The organism is Conexibacter arvalis (assembly GCF_014199525.1).
Lineage (GTDB): Bacteria > Actinomycetota > Thermoleophilia > Solirubrobacterales > Solirubrobacteraceae > Conexibacter > Conexibacter arvalis.
The window spans coordinates 1,818,314-1,837,847 of sequence record NZ_JACHNU010000001.1 but is presented as its reverse complement, the minus strand read 5'-3'; the positions used below and the strand labels follow the sequence as shown (position 1 = coordinate 1,837,847).

The window sequence follows — 19,534 nt, the reverse complement described above, 5'->3', positions numbered from 1 at the left end:
ATCGCCGCCACCCACAACCTCCTCAAGCTCTGGCGCGCGACCACCGCCACCGCCTGACCCCAGGCCTGCCCGCCCGAACTTGTCCTGGCCCGCTGGCCCCGCCGCCGACCACGAGAACCTCACAAATAGAAAGCCCCGCCCGAGGCCGCCGCGCACTTTGCGCGACAGCCTCGGTTGCGGGGCTTTTTCGTTGGTCGAGTGCTTTGCGCCGGGCGGGCGCTGCGGGCAATTTCAGGCGCGAGTGCCTTTATTCCGGCCGATTGGGTCCGATTGGCTTGGGTTGCGCCCGATTCGACTGGCTGACGTCGGCGGCCAGAGCTACGGTCGTCGGGCCGTTTGCCCATGAGGTGGCCCCGGCGGCGCTGCAACGCCCCGGGGCCTGGCACCGAAGGCGCAGGCCTTCGATGCGTCAGCGATTCTCGCGCACGGCCGCCGCCGCGCGCGTCTATTCGCCTGCGCGTCGCCGTTGGTCCGCGCCGCTCTCGGTGCCGTCGACCACGCAGGAGGCCGACATGCCCCGCCGCCCCAACCGCGCCGCTGATCCGCCGCCCAGCGCCGCCCGTCCGCGCGCGACCGCCCCGCCGGTCGCAGACGCCCCGCCGGCCACCGACGCCGCGCCCGGCGCCGAGGCCAAGCGCCCCACTGCGGCTCGCCGGCCCGTGCGCTCGCCGCTCGGCCGCGAGCACGTCGTCCTCGGCCGCGCCGTCCGCGAGCTGCGCGCCCGCCGCTTCCTGACCCAAGCCGGCCTCGGCACCGAGGCCGGCTTGCACCGCAACTACGTCGGCGCGATCGAGCGCGGCGAGATCAACCCTACGTTCCGCATCCTCCGCAAGCTCGCGACCGGCTTGCAGCTCCCGCTGTCCGAACTGATCGCGCTGTTCGAGCAGCGCTGGGCCGAATGGGAGGCCGACCGATGCTGACGACCACAGTCCGCCTCGACCGCGACCTCATGGCCCGCGTGACGCTCCACGCCGAACGCCTCGGCATCGCCAAGGCGGCGCTGATCCGCGACGCCACCTTCGCCTACGTCATCGGCATCGAGACCAACGACCGCCTGCTCCGCGAACAGGTCAGCGACGTGCTCTCGCAGCACGCCGCCCGGCTGGACCGGATCGAACAGTTCCTCGCCCGCCGAGGCCGGTGATCGCATGCCGCTCACACCCCGAATCCGAGCCGATCGCGCGGTTCGCGGACTGGTTCGCACACCGGTTCGCAGACTGGTTCGTGGATCGGTTCGCAGACCGGTTCGCTCACGATTCCGGAGCGAGCGCCCGAGATCGCCCGCCGCATCGGCAGTCCGGCGCATCGCCCGTCCGGCGACATCTCCTATAGGAGCAACACACTCTCCAACTCCGCTCACACCGCCTCGACACCTCGGCGCCGCCGCCGTGGCGCCGGTCCGGGGGTGGTCGCGATGACCCGCTCCCGCAGCGGCCAGGTAGTCGAGCGCCAGTGGAAGTCCGGCCGCGGCTACGCGCTGCGCTTCCTCGCCAACGGCAGACGCCAATACGTGACCCTCGGCCTGGAGCGCGACGGCTGGGACCGCGCGAGAGCCGAAGAGGAGCTGCTCGACGTCATGGCCGACGTCCGCCGCGGCATCTGGATCCCGCCAGAGCGCGGCAGCCGCCCACGCGCGGCGAACGGCGCCGCAGCCGCACCGGCCGCTGGCCCCGCGCGGAACTCCGCCGACGACGGCCACGGCCACCCAGGTGAACGCACAAGCGCGGCGGTCCCGACGTTCCACGAGTTCGCCACCGACTGGCTCGCCCGCCGCGAAGGCGAGGTCGCGCCCCGGACCGTCGAGTACGAGCGCTGGGCGCTCACCCACCACCTGCTCCCGCACTTCGCCCACACGCCCCTGACCGCGATCGACATCGCAGCCGTCGACGCCTACCGCCGCACCAAGGTCGCCGAATCCGACCGCCGCCGCCAAGCGATCGAGGCCGGCCGCCCGCTCCGCTCAGGCCCTGACGGCACCGGCCCAGTGCTGCGCCCGCTCTCCCCGGCCACCGTCAACAAGACGATCGACGTGCTCCAAGCCGTGCTGGCCCTCGCGCGGGAGTACGGCCACATTGCCGACAACCCCGCCACAGGCCGCCGCCGGCGCCTGAAGGCCCCAAAGCCCCGCCCGGTCCATCTGGACGCCGCAGAACCGATTCAGGCGCTGCTGGAAGCCGCCGCGCAACTGGATGCCGACCCCCGCCACCGCATGCGCAACCGCCACGCAATCATCGCCACGCTCCTGTTCGCCGGCCTGCGCGCCCACGAGCTGTGCCAGCTCCGCTGGCGCGACATCGACCTCCCAGGCGCCCGCCTCCACGTCACCCGCTCCAAAACCGACGCCGGCCGCCGCACCATCGACCTCCTTCCAATCCTCAGAGCCGTCCTGACCGCTCACCGCGACCGCAGCCCCGCCGCCGGCCCCGACGACCTCGTCTTCCCAACCGAATCAGGCACCCAGCGCGACAAGGACAACCTCCGCAACCGCGTCCTCCAACCCACGATCCCATCGCCGACCACCTCCTCGCCGAGCGCGGCCACGCACCGCTCCCTGCGGGCCTGACGCCCCACAAGCTCCGCCACACCTACGCCTCAATCCTCGTCGCCTGCGGCACCGACCCCGCCACCGTCATGGCCCAGCTCGGCCACACCGACCCCCACTTCACCCTCCGCACGTACGTCCACGTCACGGACCGACGTAGCGGGCAAATGCAGGCGCTCGTCCAAGCACGCGGTCCGACCTAGCTTTGCTCCAAAACACGGCAAGGTCTGTCCGTGCGCGAGTCCAGTTCGGGCTGACTCCGCCAGCGGCGACTAGCTGGGCGCAGGTCTGAATCGCGCCCGCAGCACGTAGCCCCTGGTACGCTCGCCGGCCGTGCCACTCAAAGAGACGTCTGTAAGCGACCTCACTGAACTCCTGAGCCACCTCTTGTCCCTTCCTACGGGCGTGGCGCGCTGGTTCCGAGGGCAGGGCTGCGCATCGCGGAGGCTGCAGCCGTCGCTTGTACGCAAGCTCGCACCATTTGATTCGGCGAGACTCCTCGAGACGGAACTTCGTCTCATCACGCGCTTTCGCCAGCGCAGCCTTCCCCTGTGGCCCGAAGGGTATCCCCAGCGAGACTGGGAGCAGTTGTTTGCAATGCAGCATTTCGGGGTTCCCACGCGGTTGCTCGACTGGAGCGAGAACGCCCTTGTGGGCGCTTACTTCGCGGCCTCACATCAGCCGACGCAGTGCGAATGCGGCACAGGTAGTTGTAGACCTACCTTGTGGGTGCTCGACCCAGTTCGTCTCAACCGCCTCAATCCGCGACTCGACGGATACGGCGAAGCGATCAGAATTCTTGCTACGTCCGACGCAGCGATCGATTCATGGGCACCTGGAATCGAGGATGCACGGTTTGCCCCCTGGCCAGTCGCTCTCTTCGGCACGCACAACAGCGCTCGCATCGTGGCGCAGCAGGGTACGTTCACTGTTGCCGGCAAGAATGACACAGCAATGGAAGACTCGCCGGCAGTAGTGACCCACTCAGATGTTCTTGAGAAGATCTGTATAGACGACTCCCAACAGAACATCCTCAACGGCCTGAAACTGCTCGGCATCACGCGCTCTGCTGTGTTTCCAGACTTGGCAGGGGTCGGGCAAGACATCGCAGAGGCGGAGATGAATTAGTTATGGACCAGTTGGAAGCAGAAATCGCCGCTGCGCGTGTCGAGATCTCCGCCGACACGATCAGCATGTCGGTGAGCGAACTTTCGAATCTCTACCGAGAAGGCACGCTGGAGATTCGTCCCGAGTTCCAGCGTCTCTTTCGCTGGGATCACGCACAAAAGAGCCGTCTCGTCGAGAGCATCCTCTTGGGAATCCCTCTCCCATCGTTCTTTGTGGCCCAAGCTGAATCAGGCGGCTGGGAACTCGTCGATGGTTTGCAGCGCGTAAGTACATTGCTCGAATTGCAGGGTCTGCTCATGAACGCCGACGGATCGATCCGACCATCGCTCACACTGTCCGGAACGAAGTTTCTGCCGAATCTCGAGGGGCGAACCTGGAGTTCGACAGATCCGGCCGTCGAGCTGAGCGCCGCGCAGAAACTCGACATCCGCCTGGCCCGCCTCGACTTGCGGGTGATCAAACGGGGATCCGACCCCAAGGCCAGATTCGACCTTTTCCAACGCTTGAATAGCTTTGGCTCCGCTCTGACGTCGCAGGAGATCCGCTCGGCATTTATCTCGGGAGCCAATGCTGACTGCCTGTCATGGCTTGTGAAGCTTGCGAGACAGGAGAGCTTCACTAATTGTGTCAACTTGAGCGAGCGGCTCATTGCGGAACAGTACGACATTGAACTCGTGCTCCGATTTCTCATGTTGCACAATCGTCACGTCGCGCGGGCCGGTCTGAGCGACTTCTCCTCTCGCCTGGACGACTGGTCAGTCGAGCTTGCGGCCGATCCATCGTCGTGGGCGCAACTTGACGACACATTCGATCGTACGTTCTCCTTCCTTGCAGACCACGGCGGCGAGGACATCTTCCGGAAATGGGATAAAAGCCGCAACCGGTTTCGTGGCCAGTTCCTCAACACCTCATTTGAGGTTATCGCGCTGGGGGCCGCGTTCCACCTGGCGAACGGCCGCATGCCGCGTGCGGACATCGAAACTGCGGCAAGAACGCTCTGGCTCATCCCGGAGATGAACACACGGTTCGCAACCGGCTTGGCGACGCAGGACCGTTTGGTGAAGACACTTCCTCTGGGACGAAGACTCATGGCCTCTCCACCCGAGGAAGTCACGGCCCAAGACCTCCTCTGAGAGCCGTCACCAGGGAGAGCGACGCCGCTCAACAGCGGCGGGCGTTTCGGCCGCACGTTCAGGCACTCCAGCCGCGCGAGTGCCTGAATCCCGCCGAATCGGCAGCAATCCGCGTCTATCGCCGTCGTTCCAGAGCCTGGCGGGCGCGGTGCTCAGCCGCAAAATACCTGCAAACCGCCACCTTCCGTCACACCACCCCGCCACCAGCGCTGCTGCTTGTGGTCCAGGCGGTCGCGGGTTCAAGTCCCCCTGCTCACCCTAAGTAGAGGCCCCGCAAACAGCCGCGCATGCGGCGGCGCGAGATCACGACGATCGTCATCGGGTGGCGGCGGCTGAGGCGGCGGAGCACCGACCGGCGGGGCGCTGTCTACGACCGCGCCCAGACCTGCCGCGCGGAACGCGCTCGCGACGTTGATCCGCGGGCCACCGGGCCGAGCGATTGCGGTCGTCGAAATCAGGTGCTCAGCAGCGTTGCTGCCCGCGGTGGCCACGACATTCATGCCCTCAATCCGCGATCGTGACGATGTCGTCGAATGCGGCGGTCTGCTCATCGGTCGGCGGTGCTTCCGACCCGAGCCCGAGCTGCAGCACGCGGAGGTTGTAGAAGCCGGCGACGCCGACGCACTGGCGCATCGCCTGGTATCAGGAGGCGATCGTGAACTCGTCGGTGCCGGTCGTGTTCGCCCGGATGCTCACGATGCGCGCCGCGGGCCAGATGCCGACCGTCTCACCCGTTCAGGGGCGCGCCGATCAGCGTTGCGACGAGCGTGCCGTGACGAGTCGGACGGGCGTCGCTGGCGCGACCCACGTCTCGGCGGAAGGGCCGCCGGCGGAGCCGGCCTCCCACTCGCCGTCCTCCAGCAGCCCGGCCGGCTGGCCGAGTTGATCGCAGCCCACGCCCGCGCGAACCCGGCTGCTTGAACCCGTCGCGTGGTTCAGCACCGGCGGCGCGGGCGTCAGATCGCTCCTGCCGTGCCAGGCCCCCGCGACGGGCGTCGAGCGGCGCTGCGCCAGACGGTGGGCCCTTGACAGGAATAAACACAGATGTCTACTGTGCGGGGGGGTCGCTCGCGCGTCGGGTCGCTGAGGGCGGCGACATACCCCAAGCACCAAGGAGAGTCTGATGCCGAACTCGCCGATCCGCGGCGGAACGTCGGCGCGCACGCGCGCGTCCGCCGGGCCGCTCGGACTGCGCGCGGGCGCGGGCGCCGCGCTCACGATCGCCAATGGGAGAGGAGAGGGAGACCGATGAGCATGCGTTCGTCCGTGCACCGAGCGATTGCGAGGGCCGGAGCTCGAGGCGCGATCCTGACCGTGCCACTCACATCGATGGCGCTTGCCGTCGGTGCGGCGGCGGCCGGTCCAGCGTCGGCGGCGGTGCCGATCGCGCCGCGGCCGGCGCCGGCGCCGCCGCCGACCGATCGCGCGCTGGAGCTGGTCTCACCGGTCGACAAGGCCGGCCAGCCGATCGACCACGTGCTGCAGGCTGCCGACGACGACGGCGAGAGCGGCGGCGTGCTGATGCAGTCGCTCGGTGCGTTCGGCGACGTGCAGAACAACAATGGGCCGACGTTCTACCGCGCCCGGCGCGGCGCCACCGGCTGGGAGACGGTCGGAATGCAGCCGCGTCCGGTCGAGACGATCCCGACCAGCTCGCACGCCCCCGTGTTCGTGGCGGCGGACGGGAGGCTCGACACGCTGATCCAGGAGACGGCCTACCCGTACCTGCCGGAAGCGATCCGCCCGGGCAACGGGACGAACATCTACCGCGTCGGCGCGTTCGGCGCGTTCAGGTGGTTGTCGAACGCGCTCGCGCCCGACGGCACGCTGGGCCGAGCCGAAGCCGTCGGCGTCTCGCGCGACGCGCGGCAGGTGTTCCTCCAGATCCGGTCGTCGTCCGGCAACCAGGCGCGGAGCTACGTGCACGACGGCGACCGCGTGGTCGACGTGGGCATCGGATCGGACGGCGCCGCGCTGCCCGATGCCCGCCCCGTCGGCCACGTCCGGGCGCCGGGGATCAGCGACGACGGGCAGACCGTGGCGTTCACCGCCGGGTCCGCGCTCTACGTCCGGCACGACGCGCTGCGACCCGATGCGACGACGTCGGTCGTCGGCCGCTCGGAGCGCTCCGGCGACCCGGCCGACACCACTTGTGTGAACCCGGACTTCTTTGGGATGTCGGCCGACGGCCGGCGGATCCTGTTCCGCTGCTCGCGGCCGCTGACCGACGACGCGCCCGCCAGCGGCTGGGGCGTCTACGAGTACGAATACGCCGACGGCGCCGACGCGGTGCGCTACCGCGGGCCCGCGCCGAACGCCAGACCTATCGTGCTCGGCGGTGACCGCGACCTGCGCCGGCTCTACCTGTATGTGAGCGGGTCGTTGGCGCTGCTCGACGACGGCGTCTTCCGCGAGATCCACCCGAGCGCCGGCACTGGCGGAAACCCGGTCGTCGCGGTGTCGCGCAACGGCGAGCGGCTGGCGTTCCTCAGCACCACCGGGATCGACGGCGGCTACGCCGGCCGGCAGATGTACGTCTACGACGCCACGGAGGGGGCCGAAGGCACGCTGACCTGCGTCTCCTGCCGGCCGGGCGCGGCCTCCGGCGGGACGGCCTCGTTCGGCACGCGGGACGTAAACGCACCGGCGGACGTCCGCAACGCGCTGACCGAGAGCTTCACCGCCGACGGCTCGAGCTTCTTCTTCATGAGCACCGCGGCGCTGACGCCGGAAGCGCCGGAGGGTCCCGGAAGCGTCTACGAGTTCCACGACGGGCGGGTCCGGCTGCTGGCCGCCGGGTCCGAGCAGAGCGACGCGCGCTTCGCCGGCGTCACGTCTCAGGGCACCGACGTCTTCGTGATCACGCGGCAGTCGCTGCTGCCGCAGGACGAAGACGCGCCCGTGCCCGACCTGTACAGCCTCCGGCGGGGCGGCGGGTTCCCAGCGCCGCAACCGGAGGCGCCACCGTGCGGGGCCGGCGACTGTCAGGGGCCCGGTGCCCCCGCGCCCGCTCCGATCGTGATCGGCTCGCTGAGCTTCACCGGTCACGGGAATCTGCCGTTGGTTCCGGAGCCGACGCGTGCGTCGGTCGGCGTTTCGAAGCTGAAGGCGGTGACCGGCTGGGCTGCCAAGTTGAAGGTGCGGGTGCCGGATGCCGGGCGCATCTCGGTCGGCGGCGCTCAGCTCCGGCGGGCCAGCAAGCCGGCGCCGAAGGGCGGGACCTACGCGGTCAAGGTCGCGCTGAGCGCGAAGGCCAAGAAGGCGCTGAAGAAGAGACGGAAGCTGAAGGTCAACGTCCGCGTCTCCTACAAGGCAAAGAGCGGCCAGTCGGCCTCGAAGGCGATCACGGTCACGTTCAAGCAGCCGAAGGCCAAGCGACCCAAGACGAAGGCCAAGCGCGCCGAGGCCAAGGCAAAGCGAGCCGAGGCCGAGAAGGGCGGCCGCTGATGTCGGTCGACATGGCTGGGAGAGCCACCAGAACGGAGGAGCTCATGGACGGTGACGCCCTCGCGTCTACGACAACCCGTGACCGGAAGAGCAGGAGGACGATGCCCACCACCGACACCAGGCGCTCCTCCGCTCGCCGCTGGCTGGTCGGGGCGCTGGCGGCGGCCGGCGCCATCGCGGCCTTCGCGCCGGCGGCATCCGCGGCGCCGGCGTTCGACTTCGCTCCCGGATCGGCAACGGTGCAACTGCTGGATAGCGACGGCAATCCGCAGCAGCAGGCCGGAGCCCACCCCAACCTGCGGGTCGCCTTCGACCTGACCACCCGGGAGCCCGACGGGGCGGGCAACGTCGTGCCGACCGAGTCGTTGAAGGACGTCGACACCTGGCTGCCACCGGGCATCCTCGGCAACCTCAACGCCGTCCCCGTGTGCAACGGCACGGCGCGGGACACGCCCACCTGCCCGATGGAGACCGCGGTCGGCGAGGCGGTCCTGCGGCTGGCGCTGACGCCGGTGCCGCCGTCGGGCGTCGTGCCGCTCCCGGTGCTGGTGCACCGTCTGCCGGCGCCGAAGGGAGTCGCCGCGCGGCTCGGTTTCTGGCTCATCAACATCTCGGTCGTCATCGACGTTCGCGTCACCCCCGACGGCGGCTACCGGCTGGTGTCGAACGTCAAGGGCATCTCGACCGCGGCGGCGGTCTACGGCCAGCAGCTCACCTTGTGGGGCGTGCCGGCCGACCACAACGGTCCGGGACCGCTGACGAGCGGCTCGGGTCGTTCGTACGGCGGTCGCGGCTCCGGTGCGCGCAAGCCGTTCATGTGGGCGCCGACGCGCTGCGGCGTCCCGCTCGACGCGAAGATCGCCATTCGCTCGTGGCAGCAGCCGGAGCGCACCGTGTCGACCGCTGCCCGGATCACCGACGGGCTCACCGGCTGTGACCAGCTGCCGTTCGCGCCGACCTTGGATGTGCGGCCGGACAACTCGGTGGCGGGGCAGCCGTCGGGGTACGCGATCGACCTCGGGCTGGGGCAGCGCGAGGGGCCGGACGAGCTGATCGCCTCGCAGCTGAAGGACGCGACGGTGACGCTGCCCGAAGGCGTTGCGATCTCGCCGGGCCGGGCGCGCGGGCTCGACGTCTGCACCGACGAGCAGCTCGGCGAGGGCAGGGCCGAGGCGGAAGCCTGTCCGCCCGCAAGCCGGATCGGCGAGGTGCGGATCGACTCGCCGCTTCTGCCCGATCCGCTGACCGGCGTGGTCTACATGGGCCAGCAACGGTCGCAGGACCCGGCGTCGGGCGAGATGTACCGGATGTTCATGGTCGCGCACGATCCGAGCTCCGGCGTGCGGATCAAGCTGCGAGGGCACATCAAGGCCGACCCGGCGACCGGACAGCTGGCGACGACGTTCGCCGACAACCCGGAGCTGCCGTTCTCGCGGCTCTCGCTCCGCTTGGACGGCGGTGACCGTGCCGCGCTCGTGAACCCCTCGACCTGCGGGGTCAAGGAAGCGACGCTGGCGGCGACCGGGTGGGCCGGCTCGTCGCCGTCGTCCTCGTCGACGTTCGCGATCGACCAGGGCTGCGCGCCTGCGGGCTTTGGCCCGCTGCTGGCCGCCGGCACCCTCAACCCGGCGGCGGGGGAGTTCTCGCCGTTCGCGCTGACGGTCGCTCGCCAGGATGGGGAGCAGCAGCTGAAGGCGATCAAGTCGGTTCGACTGCCCGAGGGGCTGCTCGGCAAGGTGTCGTCCGTGCCGCTGTGCGGCGAGGCGCAAGCCGCCGCCGGCACGTGCCCGGAGTCCTCGAGAATCGGACACGTCCAGATCGCCACCGGTGCCGGCGGCTCGCCGATCTGGGTGCCGGAGCCCGGGAAGGCGCCAACCGGCGTCTACCTGACCGGCCCGCACGGCGGTGCCCCCTACGGCATGTCGATCGTGGTGCCGGCGCAGGCCGGCCCGTTCGACCTCGGCACGGTGGTGCTGCGGTCTGCGCTCCACATCGACCGTCACACCGCGGCGATCACGGCGGAGACGGACGACCTGCCGACGATCCTCGGGGGGACCCCGCTGAACATCCGCGAGGTGCGGCTGATCCTCGATCGCCCGGGCTTCATGTTCAACCCGACGTCGTGCGAGGCGAAGAGCATCGACGTGCAGGTGCGGTCGGTGGCCGACGTCGTCGCCAACCTCCGTAACCGCTTCCAGGTCGGCGACTGCGCCGCGCTCCCGTTCACGCCGCGGGTGGGGCTGCGGGTCGGGAAGAAGGGACGGACCCGGCCGCGGATCACGGTGCCGTTCAAGACGGTCGTGCAGATGACGCCGGGGCAGGCCAATCTCAGATCGGTGAGAGTCAACCTGCCGCGGAACATCAACGCACGGCTGCCGGTGATCAACAACAACGCCTGCCCGCTGCCCGACTACGAGGCCGGGAAGTGCCCGGAGCGGCTGGCGGTCGGAAGCGCGACGGCGGTGACGCCGGTGCTGAGAGACCCGCTGCGCGGGAAGGTGTACTTCGTCAGAAACCCGGCGCGGAGAATCCCGGACCTGGTCGTGGCGCTGCGGGGCGAGGTCGACTTCGACCTCGTCGGCAAGGTCTCGATTCCGCGCAACCTGACGCTCGCGACGACCTTCGACACCGTCCCGGACGTGCCGATCACGAAGTTCACGCTCAACCTCGTGGCCGGCAGAAACGGGCCGATCGGGACGATCGGCAACCTCTGCGCCAAGAGCGTCAGAAGAGGGATGAACGCCAAGCTCGCGATCCTCGGGCAGAGCGGCCGAGCGATCTCGCGGTCGCAGAAGATCAGGATCTTCGGCTGCCGTGGCGTGAAGGCGGAGGCGAGAGGCAAGAAGGGCAAGGCCCACGCAAAGAGAGGCGCCGCCAAGAAGTGATCGCGCGCTGAGCAGCGCACGCTCCGCAGCTCGGCGAGCCGGCCCGGGAGGGGGCCGGCTCGCCTGCGCGTTGCACGCCCTCGCCGGACGCACGCTGGAGCCAATGCGATCGTGAACAGATCGCACGCCTCGTCGTCCCCCTCGAACGCCTCGCCGCATCGACCCGACGCCCCTTGTGACACGACCGATCCGCGGGTGGCAATGCACCCGGCTTGATCGGCCAGCTCGAACGCACCGAGCAATAGAGCGGACACTGTCAGACGCGAATCGCAGCCGCTCGGAGAGCGCAGGCGCCCTTGTCGCCGGCTATCGCCACCGCGCGGCGCCCCGATCGGCCGCGACCGCGATCACCTCAGGCAGCGTCCTGGCCAGCGCGGTTCGTCAACTCATGTCGACACCTGCGCAAGGCGGCCGCGAGTCCTGGGCCGAGATGGGCCGTTCCGACGAGCTCGGCCCGAAACCGCGCCGCGGCGCCAGCGCCTCGGCGCCGCGGAATCACCTGCCGCACATGACGATCGGCGACCTCCTCACAGCGGCCCAAGCCCGCGTCCGCGCATGGTTGTAGTCCAGCGGTCGGGGGTTCGAGTCCCCTCGCTGGCGCGAGCGCGTCGCACGCCGAGCCCGAGCCCGTTCGAGACCGTTGAAAGGCCGGAGGCACGCCTCGCGGACCGCTCGCGCCATGCCAGCTGAACGATCGCTTCCCGGAGACGGGACGGCGGCGGGCGTGGCGCTCGCGCGCGATTTCGCGCGGCCGACGGGGCGCCACGTGTCGGCGCACTGATCCTGTGCGCCTGAGCCTGCCCCCGGCGCCGCTCGCCTCACCCGTCGCCGATCCGCAGCGTCGGCCAGTCGTCGACCGCCTCCAGCAGCGTCCGGTCGTGGGTGACGAGCACGACGGCGGCGGGGGTCTGCAGGAGCGCGGCGGTGAGGTCGTCGACGAGCGTGACCGAGAGGTGGTTGGTCGGCTCGTCGAGCAGCAGCAGGGACGGCTCGCCGAGCACCAGGCGCGCGAGGTCGACGCGCCGGCGCTGGCCGACCGACAGGCGCCCGATCGGGCGGTCGAGGTCGCGGTCGACGAGCAGGCCGGTCGCCTGGACGGCCTCGCGCAGCTCCCTGTCGTCGAGGGTCGCGACCGCGGGGCAGGACGCCTGCAGCGCCTCCAGCGGCGTGCGCGCCGGATCGAGCCGGTCCTCCTGGGCGAGCAAGCCGATCGCGGCGCCGTCGCGCACGGTGCGTACGCCGCCGTCGAGCTCGAGCGTGCCGGCGAGCAGCTCCAGCAGCGTCGACTTGCCGGCGCCGTTGGGGCCGCGCAGGACCAGCCGGCCGCCGGGCGGCAGCTCGATCCGCTCCTGCGGCCTGAGCTCGACGCGGCCGGCACGGCGCAGGCCCTGCGCGACCAGCAGCGGCTGCGGCGCCTCGTCGTCGAGCTCGTCGGCGACGTCGTGGAGCGCGAAGCGCAGCGGCTGGGGCGGCGCCGGCGGGCGCTCGAGTCGCAGCTGGTCCAGCCGCCGCTGCAGCGCGGCCACCGTGCTGCTGGCGCGGCTGGCGCGGCCGTGCTTGGCGGCGCCCTTGCCGGGCCGCCAGGTGCCCGGCGCGGCGGCGCGGGCGGCGACGAGCTGCCACTCCAGCCTCTCCTCGGCTTCGAGGCTGGCCTGATGGCGCTCGCGCCAGCGCTGCATCCGCCGCGCGCGCTCGCGGCGGAACTCCTGGAAGCTGCCGCTGAACAGCGCACCGGCGCCCTCGGCCGTCGGGTCGAGATCGAGCATCGCGGTCGCGACGGCGTCGAGCAGCCAGCGGTCGTGCGTCACGAGCACGGTGATGCCGGCATGCTCGAGCAGGCGCTCGGCGAGCCGGTCGAGCGCGCGGTCGTCGAGATGGTTGCTCGGTTCGTCCAGCAGGACCGCGCCCTCGGGATCGTGCAGCGCGCAGGCGAGCCGCAGCCGGTAGCGCTGACCGGGAGAGAGGTGCCGCAGCGGCGTCTGCTCCGGGAAGGCGGCGTCGAAGGCGTCGAGCCCGTCGAGCAGCCGCCGGCGGGCGTCCCACGCGTCGAGCTCCTCGGCGGCGGCGAGCGCGGCGGCGTAGCGCTCGGCGCCGTCGGGCAGCTGCTCGGCGAGCGCCGCACCGGCATGCTCGAGCTCGGCGAGCGCCGCGCGCGAGCGGTGCAGGGCGTCGTCGATCAACGACGCGACGGTCGTCTCCGGCGGCACGGCCAGCTCCTGCTCGACCAGCGTGCGGCCGGTCGTGCACGCGACGGTGCCGGCGTCCGGCTCCAGCGTGCCGGCGAGCAGCCGCAGCAGCGTGCTCTTGCCGACGCCGTTGTCGCCGATGATCGCGAGCCGATCGCCGGCGCCGACGGCGAGCGACACGCCGTCGATCACGCGGCCTTCGCCGTAGCTCTTGCGCACGTCGCGGGCGACGAGATGGGCTGACCGGTGCTGGGCGCGGTCGAGGACGGACGCGCCGGGGCGGCGCGTGCCGGACGGGGTCTGCATGGTGGAAGCTCCTCCTGGGTCTGCGGGATCGACGGGCGACCGCGGCTGGGCCGCGGGCTGGGACGCGTCGGCGGGCTGCTAGAGGAACTCGTGCAACATGGGCGCCAACGCTAGCAGGTGCAACGGGCGCGACCCGACCCACACGCCCCTGACCGCGATCGACATCGCCGCCGTCGATGCCTGCCGCCGCGCCAAGGTCGCCGAATCCGACCGCCGCCGCCAAGCGATCCAGGCCGGCCGCCCGCTCCGCTCAGGCCCGGCCGGGGCCGGCCCGGTCCTGCGCCCGCTCTCCCCCGCGACGGTCAACAAGACGATCGACGTGCTCCAGGCGGTGCTGACCCTCGCGCGGAAGTACGGCCACATCGCCGACCCCCCCCCGCCACGGGCCGCCGCCGGCGCCTCAAAGCCCGAAGCCCCGCCCGGTCCACCTCAACGCCGCAGAACCGATTCAGGCGCTGTTGGGCGCCGCGGCGGCGCTCGCGATTCCGCGAGTTTGCTCGAGGAATGCGAATGTTGCCCGCCGCGCGGAGCGTCTGAACCGAGACGGTGCTCTCAGTCGCGTCTCGGCTGCGCGCGTGCCTGACGCAAAGCTTGAGAGACATGATTTCGGGTGATCGGGTCCCCTGCGCGCTGAAAGCGACGAAGTTCTGAGCATTGAGCGGTGCTGGTCGTCCAGGCGGTCGCGGCTTCGACTCCCGTCGCTCAGACGCGGCCGGCGCCGCTCTGGCTGTGCTCACGACCGCCGGGACGGAGCGGGATTCTGCGAGCCTGTCGAACCCGATAGCGAGCCGTACGGACTGGGAATGGGGCGAGTACCGGTTCGAGGAGGATCAATGAGTTTGAGCAGGTACAGACTGAACGCCTTCATCGCAGTGACGGACATGACGCAGGCCGAGGAGTTCTACGAGGGGAAGCTCGGTCTCTCGGCGGTACGGACCGACGCTGACGGAAGCAAGGTCTATGCGTCCGGAGGCGTCGAGTCGTTGGTTGTCTATCCGTCTCCGGACCACGCTGGCCGGTCGACCGCGACCCTGGTGACCTGGTACGTCGAGGATGTCGAACAGGTGGTCGACCAGCTCACCTCGAACGGCGTGACCTTCGAGCAGTTCGAAGGTGTGCTCGAGAGCGGCTTCGATTACGGGACCGACGAGAAGGGGATCTCACCCCGTGCGGGGGGCGGCAAAGTCGCCTGGTTCAAGGATCCCGACGGGAACACCTTCTCGGTCGAGGGCGATCGTTAGCCCTGACGATCGGTCGAGCTACCTGGCGATGGTCACTGCGAGCGCGGCGGTTCGTGCTTCCACATATCCGCTGTTGCCCCCCGACGACGTACTGCCATTGTGAGTACATGGCCACGGTCAAAGGCGAGCGCCTTCAGATCCGCATCGATCCGCAGCGCAAGCATCCGCTCGAGCCGCGGCCGACGCCACGCATCAGAACCTCTCCGCGTTCCTGCTCCAAGCTGCCGCCCAGCACGCCGAGGATGTGCTCGCCGAGCGTACGGTGATCCAACTCTCGCCGCAGGCCGCCCAGGTGTTCAGCGAAGTGCTTGCGCAGCCGGCGCGGGTCAACGAGCGACTCGCCGCGGCGCTGGATCGTCCGCGCGGCTTCCGCTGGGTCGACTGACCTCCGCCGCCCCGAGCCGCTCGACCGCGCGCGCCACAACCGCCGCGGCTTCGACTCCGGCGAGCCTGCGATCGACGACGCCATGCGGCGCCGAGCCGTAGCCAGCTGCGGTTCCCGCCCCCGCGCCGCCGTCACCCGCCGGACGTTCTGCGCCTGACCGCCGCCGGCACCGAGCTCATCGGCGCCAGCGCGCCGGTCGTCAACATCTCCGCGAGCGCCAGGCGAGGGTCAACTTCGGTGCGCTTGAATCACGATCGATTCAGAAGTCCGGCTTCGCTTGCGTGGTGAGCAGCGCCGTGCCCGAACCGCACCGCCGGCAAGAGCCGGTCGAGCGGGCGTGGAAGCCACCACGCCCAGCGGCCGAGGAGGCGCAGCAGGACCGGCAGCAGCACGAGCCGCACGAGCGCGGCGTCGAGCAGGACGGCGACGCCGAGGATGATCCCCATCTCGCGCGGGGGCAGCGGGCCTGACAGCGCGAAGGTGAAGAAGACGGCGACCATCACCGCCGCGGCGGCGAACACGATCCGGCCGCTGTGGGCCAGCGCGCCGACCATCGCCTCGCGCGGGTCGCCGCTGCGATCCCAGTGCTCCTTCGCCGAGGACAGGAGGAAGACGGTGTAGTCCATCGCGATCGCGAACACCATCGCGAAGAAGAAGACCGGCGCCCACGCGTCGAGGAAGCCCTGCGGGTCGAAGCCGATCAGGGAAGCGAGGTGCCCGTCCTGGAAGATCAGCTTCGCGACGCCGAACGCCGCCGCGGTCGCGAGCAGGTTGGTGAGCACGCCGACGGCGGCGATCACCGGCGCGCGCAGCGCGACGAGCAGCAGCAGGAAGCCGAGCACGAGCACGACGCCGATCACGACCGGCGTCTTCGCCTCCAGCACCTGCTCGAGGTCGTGGTTCTCCGCCGGCGCGCCGCCGACCAGCGCGCTCGCCGGCAGGTCGGCCCGCAGCCGATCGACCGTCTCCCCGACCGCCGGGCTGGACGGGTCGGCCGACGGCGTCACCTGCACCAGCGCGCGGCCGTCGGCGCCGTCGAGCGGCGGCATCACCGCCGCGACGCCCGCGTCGGCGCGCGCGACTGCCACGACCCGCGCCGCGTCGGCCCGCGGCGCGACGATCTGCAGCGCGCCCGGCGCGCCGTCGCCGAACGCCTGCTGCACGCGCTCGTAGCCGACCCGCGCGCCGTCCTCCTGGGGAACAACCTTGATCGACGGCATCCCGGTCCGCAGCTCGCCGATCGGCGCCGCGAGCACGAGCAGGATCGCCAGCGCGGCTGCACCCCAGCCCCACGGACGGCGCCACAGGCGCTCGCCCCACGCTCTGAAGCGCTCCGAGCGGTGCTCGCCGGCACGCGCCCACGGCAGCGCCAGCCGGTCGATCCGCCGCCCCAGCTTCGCCAGCACCGCCGGCAGCAGCGTCAGCGTCGCGGCGAGGATGAAGACGACCGACAGCATGATCCCGAGCGCCATCGACCGGAACGCGGGGCTCGGCACCAGCAGCACCGCGCTCAGCGAGATCAGCACCGTCACGCCGCTGAACATCACCGCCTTGCCGGCCGTGTCCATCGCCTCGGCGACGGCGCGGACCGGGTCTCCCCCGGCGCTCGCCAGCGCACCGCGGAAGCGCATCACGACGAACAGCGCGTAGTCGATCCCGAGCGCCAGCGCGAACATCAGCGCGAAGTTCAGCGCCCAGATCGAGACGTCGAACAGCTGCGCGACGAGGAACAGCGAGCCGGCCGAGGCGACCAGCCCGACGATCGTCAGCATCAGCGGCAGCCCGGCGGCGACCAGCGACCCGAACGCGAGCACGAGGATCGCGAGCGTCACCGGCCACGACAGCAGCTCCGACTTCAGCATCGCGCTTCTGTTGGCGTGGTTGAAGTCGGCCCACATGCCGCTCGCGCCAGTCAGCGAGACCTCGATCCCGGCGCCCTCGCCGGCGGCCCGCAGCGGCGCTCTGAGGTCGCTCGCGGCGCGCACCATCTCGTCCGGCGCCGCGTCCGCGCCGGCCTGCACGACCGCGGTGCGGCCGTCGCGCGAGATCGAGCTGCCCTGCTGCGGCGACACCACCTCGGCGACGCGCGGATCGGCGCGCAGCGTCCGCTCGACGGCGGCGACGGCGCGTCTGAAGGCGGGGTCGGCGACGGTGCCGTCCTGCGCGTGCAGGACGACCATCAGCCCGCTCGACGAGAGCCCGCCGAAGCTCTCGTCGAGCTGCGCGCGTGCGGCGACCGACTCCGAGCCGGTCGCCTCCCAGCCAGCGCCCGAGAGGGCATGCTCGACCTTCGGGGCGAGCAGCCCGAGGCCGATCGCGACGATGATCCATCCGATCACGACGGCGCGCACGTGCGTCGCCGTCCAGCGGCCGAGCCGGCCGAGCGGTCCGAGACGGTCCATGCGATCAGCTCCTTCCGGCCGGGCCGGGCTTCAGGCCGAACAGGCGGCGCAGCGCGAGCGACGCGGCGCAGTCTCCGGCGAGGACGTACAGCCACTGGTTGACGCCGACGAACGCCGTCAGCAGCAGGAACCAGGGCGAGACGAAGGCGGCGAGCGCCGCCGAGGCGAGCGTGACCGTTCCCGCGAGCGCGAACAGCGCACGCTCCAGCGGCCAGCTGCGTGATGGGCGTGTGGGCGACATTGCACCACTGTACCACTGTGCGGTTGTGAAGTTGTGCGTGCTACCGTGGTGACATGGCACGAGCCTCGACCTCCGCCACGCCGCACCCCCTGCCCGACCAGCTCGCCGAGCTGGTCGCCGGCCGCTTTCGCGTGCTCGGCGACCCGACGCGGATCAAGCTGCTCGACCGCCTGCGAGAAGGCCCGGCGACCGTGCAGGAGCTGCACGACGGACTCGAGGTCTCGCAGCAGAACGTCTCCAAGCACCTCGGCGTCCTCCTCTCCGCCGGCCTCGTCAGCCGCGCCAAGGAGGGGACGTACTCCCGCTACGCGATCGCCGACCCCGGCGTCTTCGACCTCTGCGACCTCGTCTGCGGCGGCCTGCGCCGCCAGCACGCCGAGCTCGACGCGATCCTGCCGCCCGCCACCTAGACGGGCCCGCTGCCGCCCGCGAGGCCGGAGAGCGCGGGGACGCTCATGGGATCTCGCGCGCGAGCAGCTCGCGCAGGTGGCGGTCGACCTGCTCGCGGTAGGAGGCCTCCGCGCCGAAGATCGCCTGGTGTCCCGTGACGCTCTCGAGCACGCGCAGCTCGGCGGCCGGCAGCAGGCTGGCGTCAGCGGCGCAGTCGGCGGGCGGGAAGAGCTGGTCGTGGTCGATCGCCAGCACGAGCGCCGGCGCCGCGATCGCGCCGAGCGTCTCGGCGAGGTCGGCGTCGCCGCTGCGGACGTCGGCGTGGCGCAGCTTGTCGAGCATGCGCAGGAGCGCGAGCGGGTCCATGCGCGTGAAGTGGGCGTCGAGGAATCCCGTGCGGAACTTCGCGGCCGAGCCGAAGCCGAGCGTCCGCCAGTGCTCGCGCGACCAGAAGGCGCTCGAGTGGCCGATCGCCGCCCACAGGCGCGCGTGGCGCAGGAGGCCGTCGCGCACGGCCGCCGGCGCGTCGTAGCGGCCGTCGTCGTAGCCGGGGTCGGAGACGATCGCGTCGGCGAGCGCCTCCGCCAGCAGCGCCAGCTGCGGCGAGGTGACCGCGGTGCCCGCGATCACGGCGAGGCGGCGGACGCGCTGCGGCGCGTGCGCCGCCCACGCGTACGCCTGCTGGGCGCCCATCGACGCTCCGACGACGAGCTGCAGCTCGCCGACGCCGAGCCGGTCGAGCAGTCGCTCCTGGGCGCGCACGTCGTCCGCGATCCGCAGCGCCGGGAAGGCCGCTCCGGCCAGCTCGCCGGCGGTGTCGTGCGGCGAGCTGGAAAGGCCGTTGCCGAGCTGGTTGACGACGATCACGAAATGGCGCTCGGGGTCGAGCGCGCGGCCCGGGCCGACGTAGGCGTTGAGGATCGGCAGATGGGTACCGCCGAACCAGGTCGGGAACAGGACGGCGTTGTCGCCGGCCTCGTTCAACCTGCCGGCGGTGGCGTACGCGACGCGGCAGTCCGACAGCGCGCCCCCGGCCGCGAGCGGCAGCTCGCCGAGCTCGGCGACCTCGTACGGCCCGTGCACGGACGGGCTGTAGTAGCGGTTCTCCTTCACCTGCTCCCTTTCCTCGATCGCCTGGCAGAATAGCCATTCAGAGCATGAATGGACATTCAACAACTGTGCGGAAAGGCGCCGGGCTGCCGTCACTACGATTCCGCCACAGTGCGAGCCACCAGGGAAAGGACCGAG

16 protein-coding genes are annotated in these 19,534 nt (G+C 71.0%); 11 read left to right on the top strand and 5 right to left on the bottom strand.

The genetic code is table 11. The features are described from left to right. Positions 1-260 precede the first annotated feature (260 nt). The 6 genes from BDZ31_RS25925 (at position 261) to BDZ31_RS08515 (ending at position 4,803) form a co-directional block, all read left to right on the top strand. Positions 261-920: a helix-turn-helix transcriptional regulator gene (locus BDZ31_RS25925; RefSeq protein ID WP_343075540.1), complete on the top strand. Its 660-nt coding sequence runs from the start codon at positions 261-263 to the stop codon at positions 918-920. Continuing rightward, entirely contained in the window at positions 914-1,144 is a 231-nt protein-coding gene (locus BDZ31_RS08530) for a ribbon-helix-helix protein, CopG family (RefSeq protein ID WP_183340873.1), read from the top strand. The genes BDZ31_RS25925 and BDZ31_RS08530 overlap by 7 nt, the downstream gene beginning before the upstream one ends. A gap of 270 nt (positions 1,145-1,414) precedes the next feature. Further along, positions 1,415-2,563 carry a tyrosine-type recombinase/integrase gene (locus BDZ31_RS25495; RefSeq protein ID WP_281381500.1) on the top strand — a complete coding sequence of 383 codons (1,149 nt, stop codon included), beginning with the start codon at positions 1,415-1,417 and terminating at the stop codon, positions 2,561-2,563. After that, on the top strand, positions 2,449-2,745 hold the full coding sequence (locus BDZ31_RS25920; protein WP_343075552.1) for a tyrosine-type recombinase/integrase: 297 nt from the start codon (positions 2,449-2,451) through the stop codon (positions 2,743-2,745). Before BDZ31_RS25495 ends, BDZ31_RS25920 begins: the two co-directional genes overlap by 115 nt. Positions 2,746-2,875: 130 nt before the next feature. Next, the gene (locus tag BDZ31_RS08520) at positions 2,876-3,670 is read left to right on the top strand and encodes an FRG domain-containing protein (protein WP_183340872.1); all 795 of its coding nucleotides are present in this window, start codon (positions 2,876-2,878) and stop codon (positions 3,668-3,670) included. 2 nt (positions 3,671-3,672) lie between these two features. Further along, positions 3,673-4,803: a DUF262 domain-containing protein gene (locus BDZ31_RS08515; RefSeq protein WP_183340870.1), complete on the top strand. Its 1,131-nt coding sequence runs from the start codon at positions 3,673-3,675 to the stop codon at positions 4,801-4,803. Between the two features lie 504 nt (positions 4,804-5,307). Here the strand turns inward: BDZ31_RS08515 and BDZ31_RS25485 are convergent. Beyond that, the gene (locus tag BDZ31_RS25485; RefSeq protein WP_281381499.1) at positions 5,308-5,436 is read right to left on the bottom strand and encodes a hypothetical protein; all 129 of its coding nucleotides are present in this window, start codon (positions 5,434-5,436) and stop codon (positions 5,308-5,310) included. A 696-nt stretch (positions 5,437-6,132) separates the two neighbouring features. Between BDZ31_RS25485 and BDZ31_RS08510 the strand changes: the two genes are divergently transcribed. Beyond that, on the top strand, positions 6,133-8,250 hold the full coding sequence (locus tag BDZ31_RS08510; RefSeq protein ID WP_221242852.1) for a hypothetical protein: 2,118 nt from the start codon (positions 6,133-6,135) through the stop codon (positions 8,248-8,250). A 101-nt stretch (positions 8,251-8,351) separates the two neighbouring features. Continuing rightward, positions 8,352-11,135, top strand: a complete 2,784-nt coding sequence (locus tag BDZ31_RS08505; protein WP_183340866.1) for a hypothetical protein — start codon at positions 8,352-8,354, stop codon at positions 11,133-11,135. Between the two features lie 818 nt (positions 11,136-11,953). Here the strand turns inward: BDZ31_RS08505 and BDZ31_RS08500 are convergent. Continuing rightward, positions 11,954-13,627: an ATP-binding cassette domain-containing protein gene (locus tag BDZ31_RS08500; RefSeq protein ID WP_183340864.1), complete on the bottom strand. Its 1,674-nt coding sequence runs from the start codon at positions 13,625-13,627 to the stop codon at positions 11,954-11,956. An 833-nt stretch (positions 13,628-14,460) separates the two neighbouring features. Here BDZ31_RS08500 and BDZ31_RS08495 point away from each other — a divergent pair. Further along, complete coding sequence (locus BDZ31_RS08495) at positions 14,461-14,868, top strand: VOC family protein (protein WP_183340862.1); 408 nt, start codon at positions 14,461-14,463, stop codon at positions 14,866-14,868. Positions 14,869-15,079: 211 nt separating this feature from the next. Further along, positions 15,080-15,253 carry a type II toxin-antitoxin system TacA family antitoxin gene (locus BDZ31_RS24850; protein WP_246344868.1) on the top strand — a complete coding sequence of 58 codons (174 nt, stop codon included), beginning with the start codon at positions 15,080-15,082 and terminating at the stop codon, positions 15,251-15,253. Between the two features lie 248 nt (positions 15,254-15,501). Here BDZ31_RS24850 and BDZ31_RS08485 read toward each other — a convergent pair whose 3' ends face one another. Continuing rightward, a complete protein-coding gene (locus tag BDZ31_RS08485) occupies positions 15,502-17,655 on the bottom strand; it encodes an MMPL family transporter (RefSeq protein ID WP_183340860.1) in 2,154 nt (717 codons plus the stop codon). Between the two features lie 4 nt (positions 17,656-17,659). Further along, positions 17,660-17,896, bottom strand: a complete 237-nt coding sequence (locus BDZ31_RS08480) for a DUF2892 domain-containing protein (protein WP_183340858.1) — start codon at positions 17,894-17,896, stop codon at positions 17,660-17,662. Positions 17,897-17,949: 53 nt separating this feature from the next. Here BDZ31_RS08480 and BDZ31_RS08475 point away from each other — a divergent pair, with 53 nt between their 5' ends. Beyond that, a complete protein-coding gene (locus BDZ31_RS08475) occupies positions 17,950-18,306 on the top strand; it encodes an ArsR/SmtB family transcription factor (protein ID WP_183340856.1) in 357 nt (118 codons plus the stop codon). 43 nt (positions 18,307-18,349) lie between these two features. Here the strand turns inward: BDZ31_RS08475 and BDZ31_RS08470 are convergent, their stop codons facing one another. Beyond that, positions 18,350-19,399 (bottom strand): alpha/beta fold hydrolase, encoded by a 1,050-nt coding sequence (locus tag BDZ31_RS08470; RefSeq protein WP_183340854.1) that lies wholly within the window; start codon positions 19,397-19,399, stop codon positions 18,350-18,352. Between the last annotated feature and the right edge of the window lie 135 nt (positions 19,400-19,534).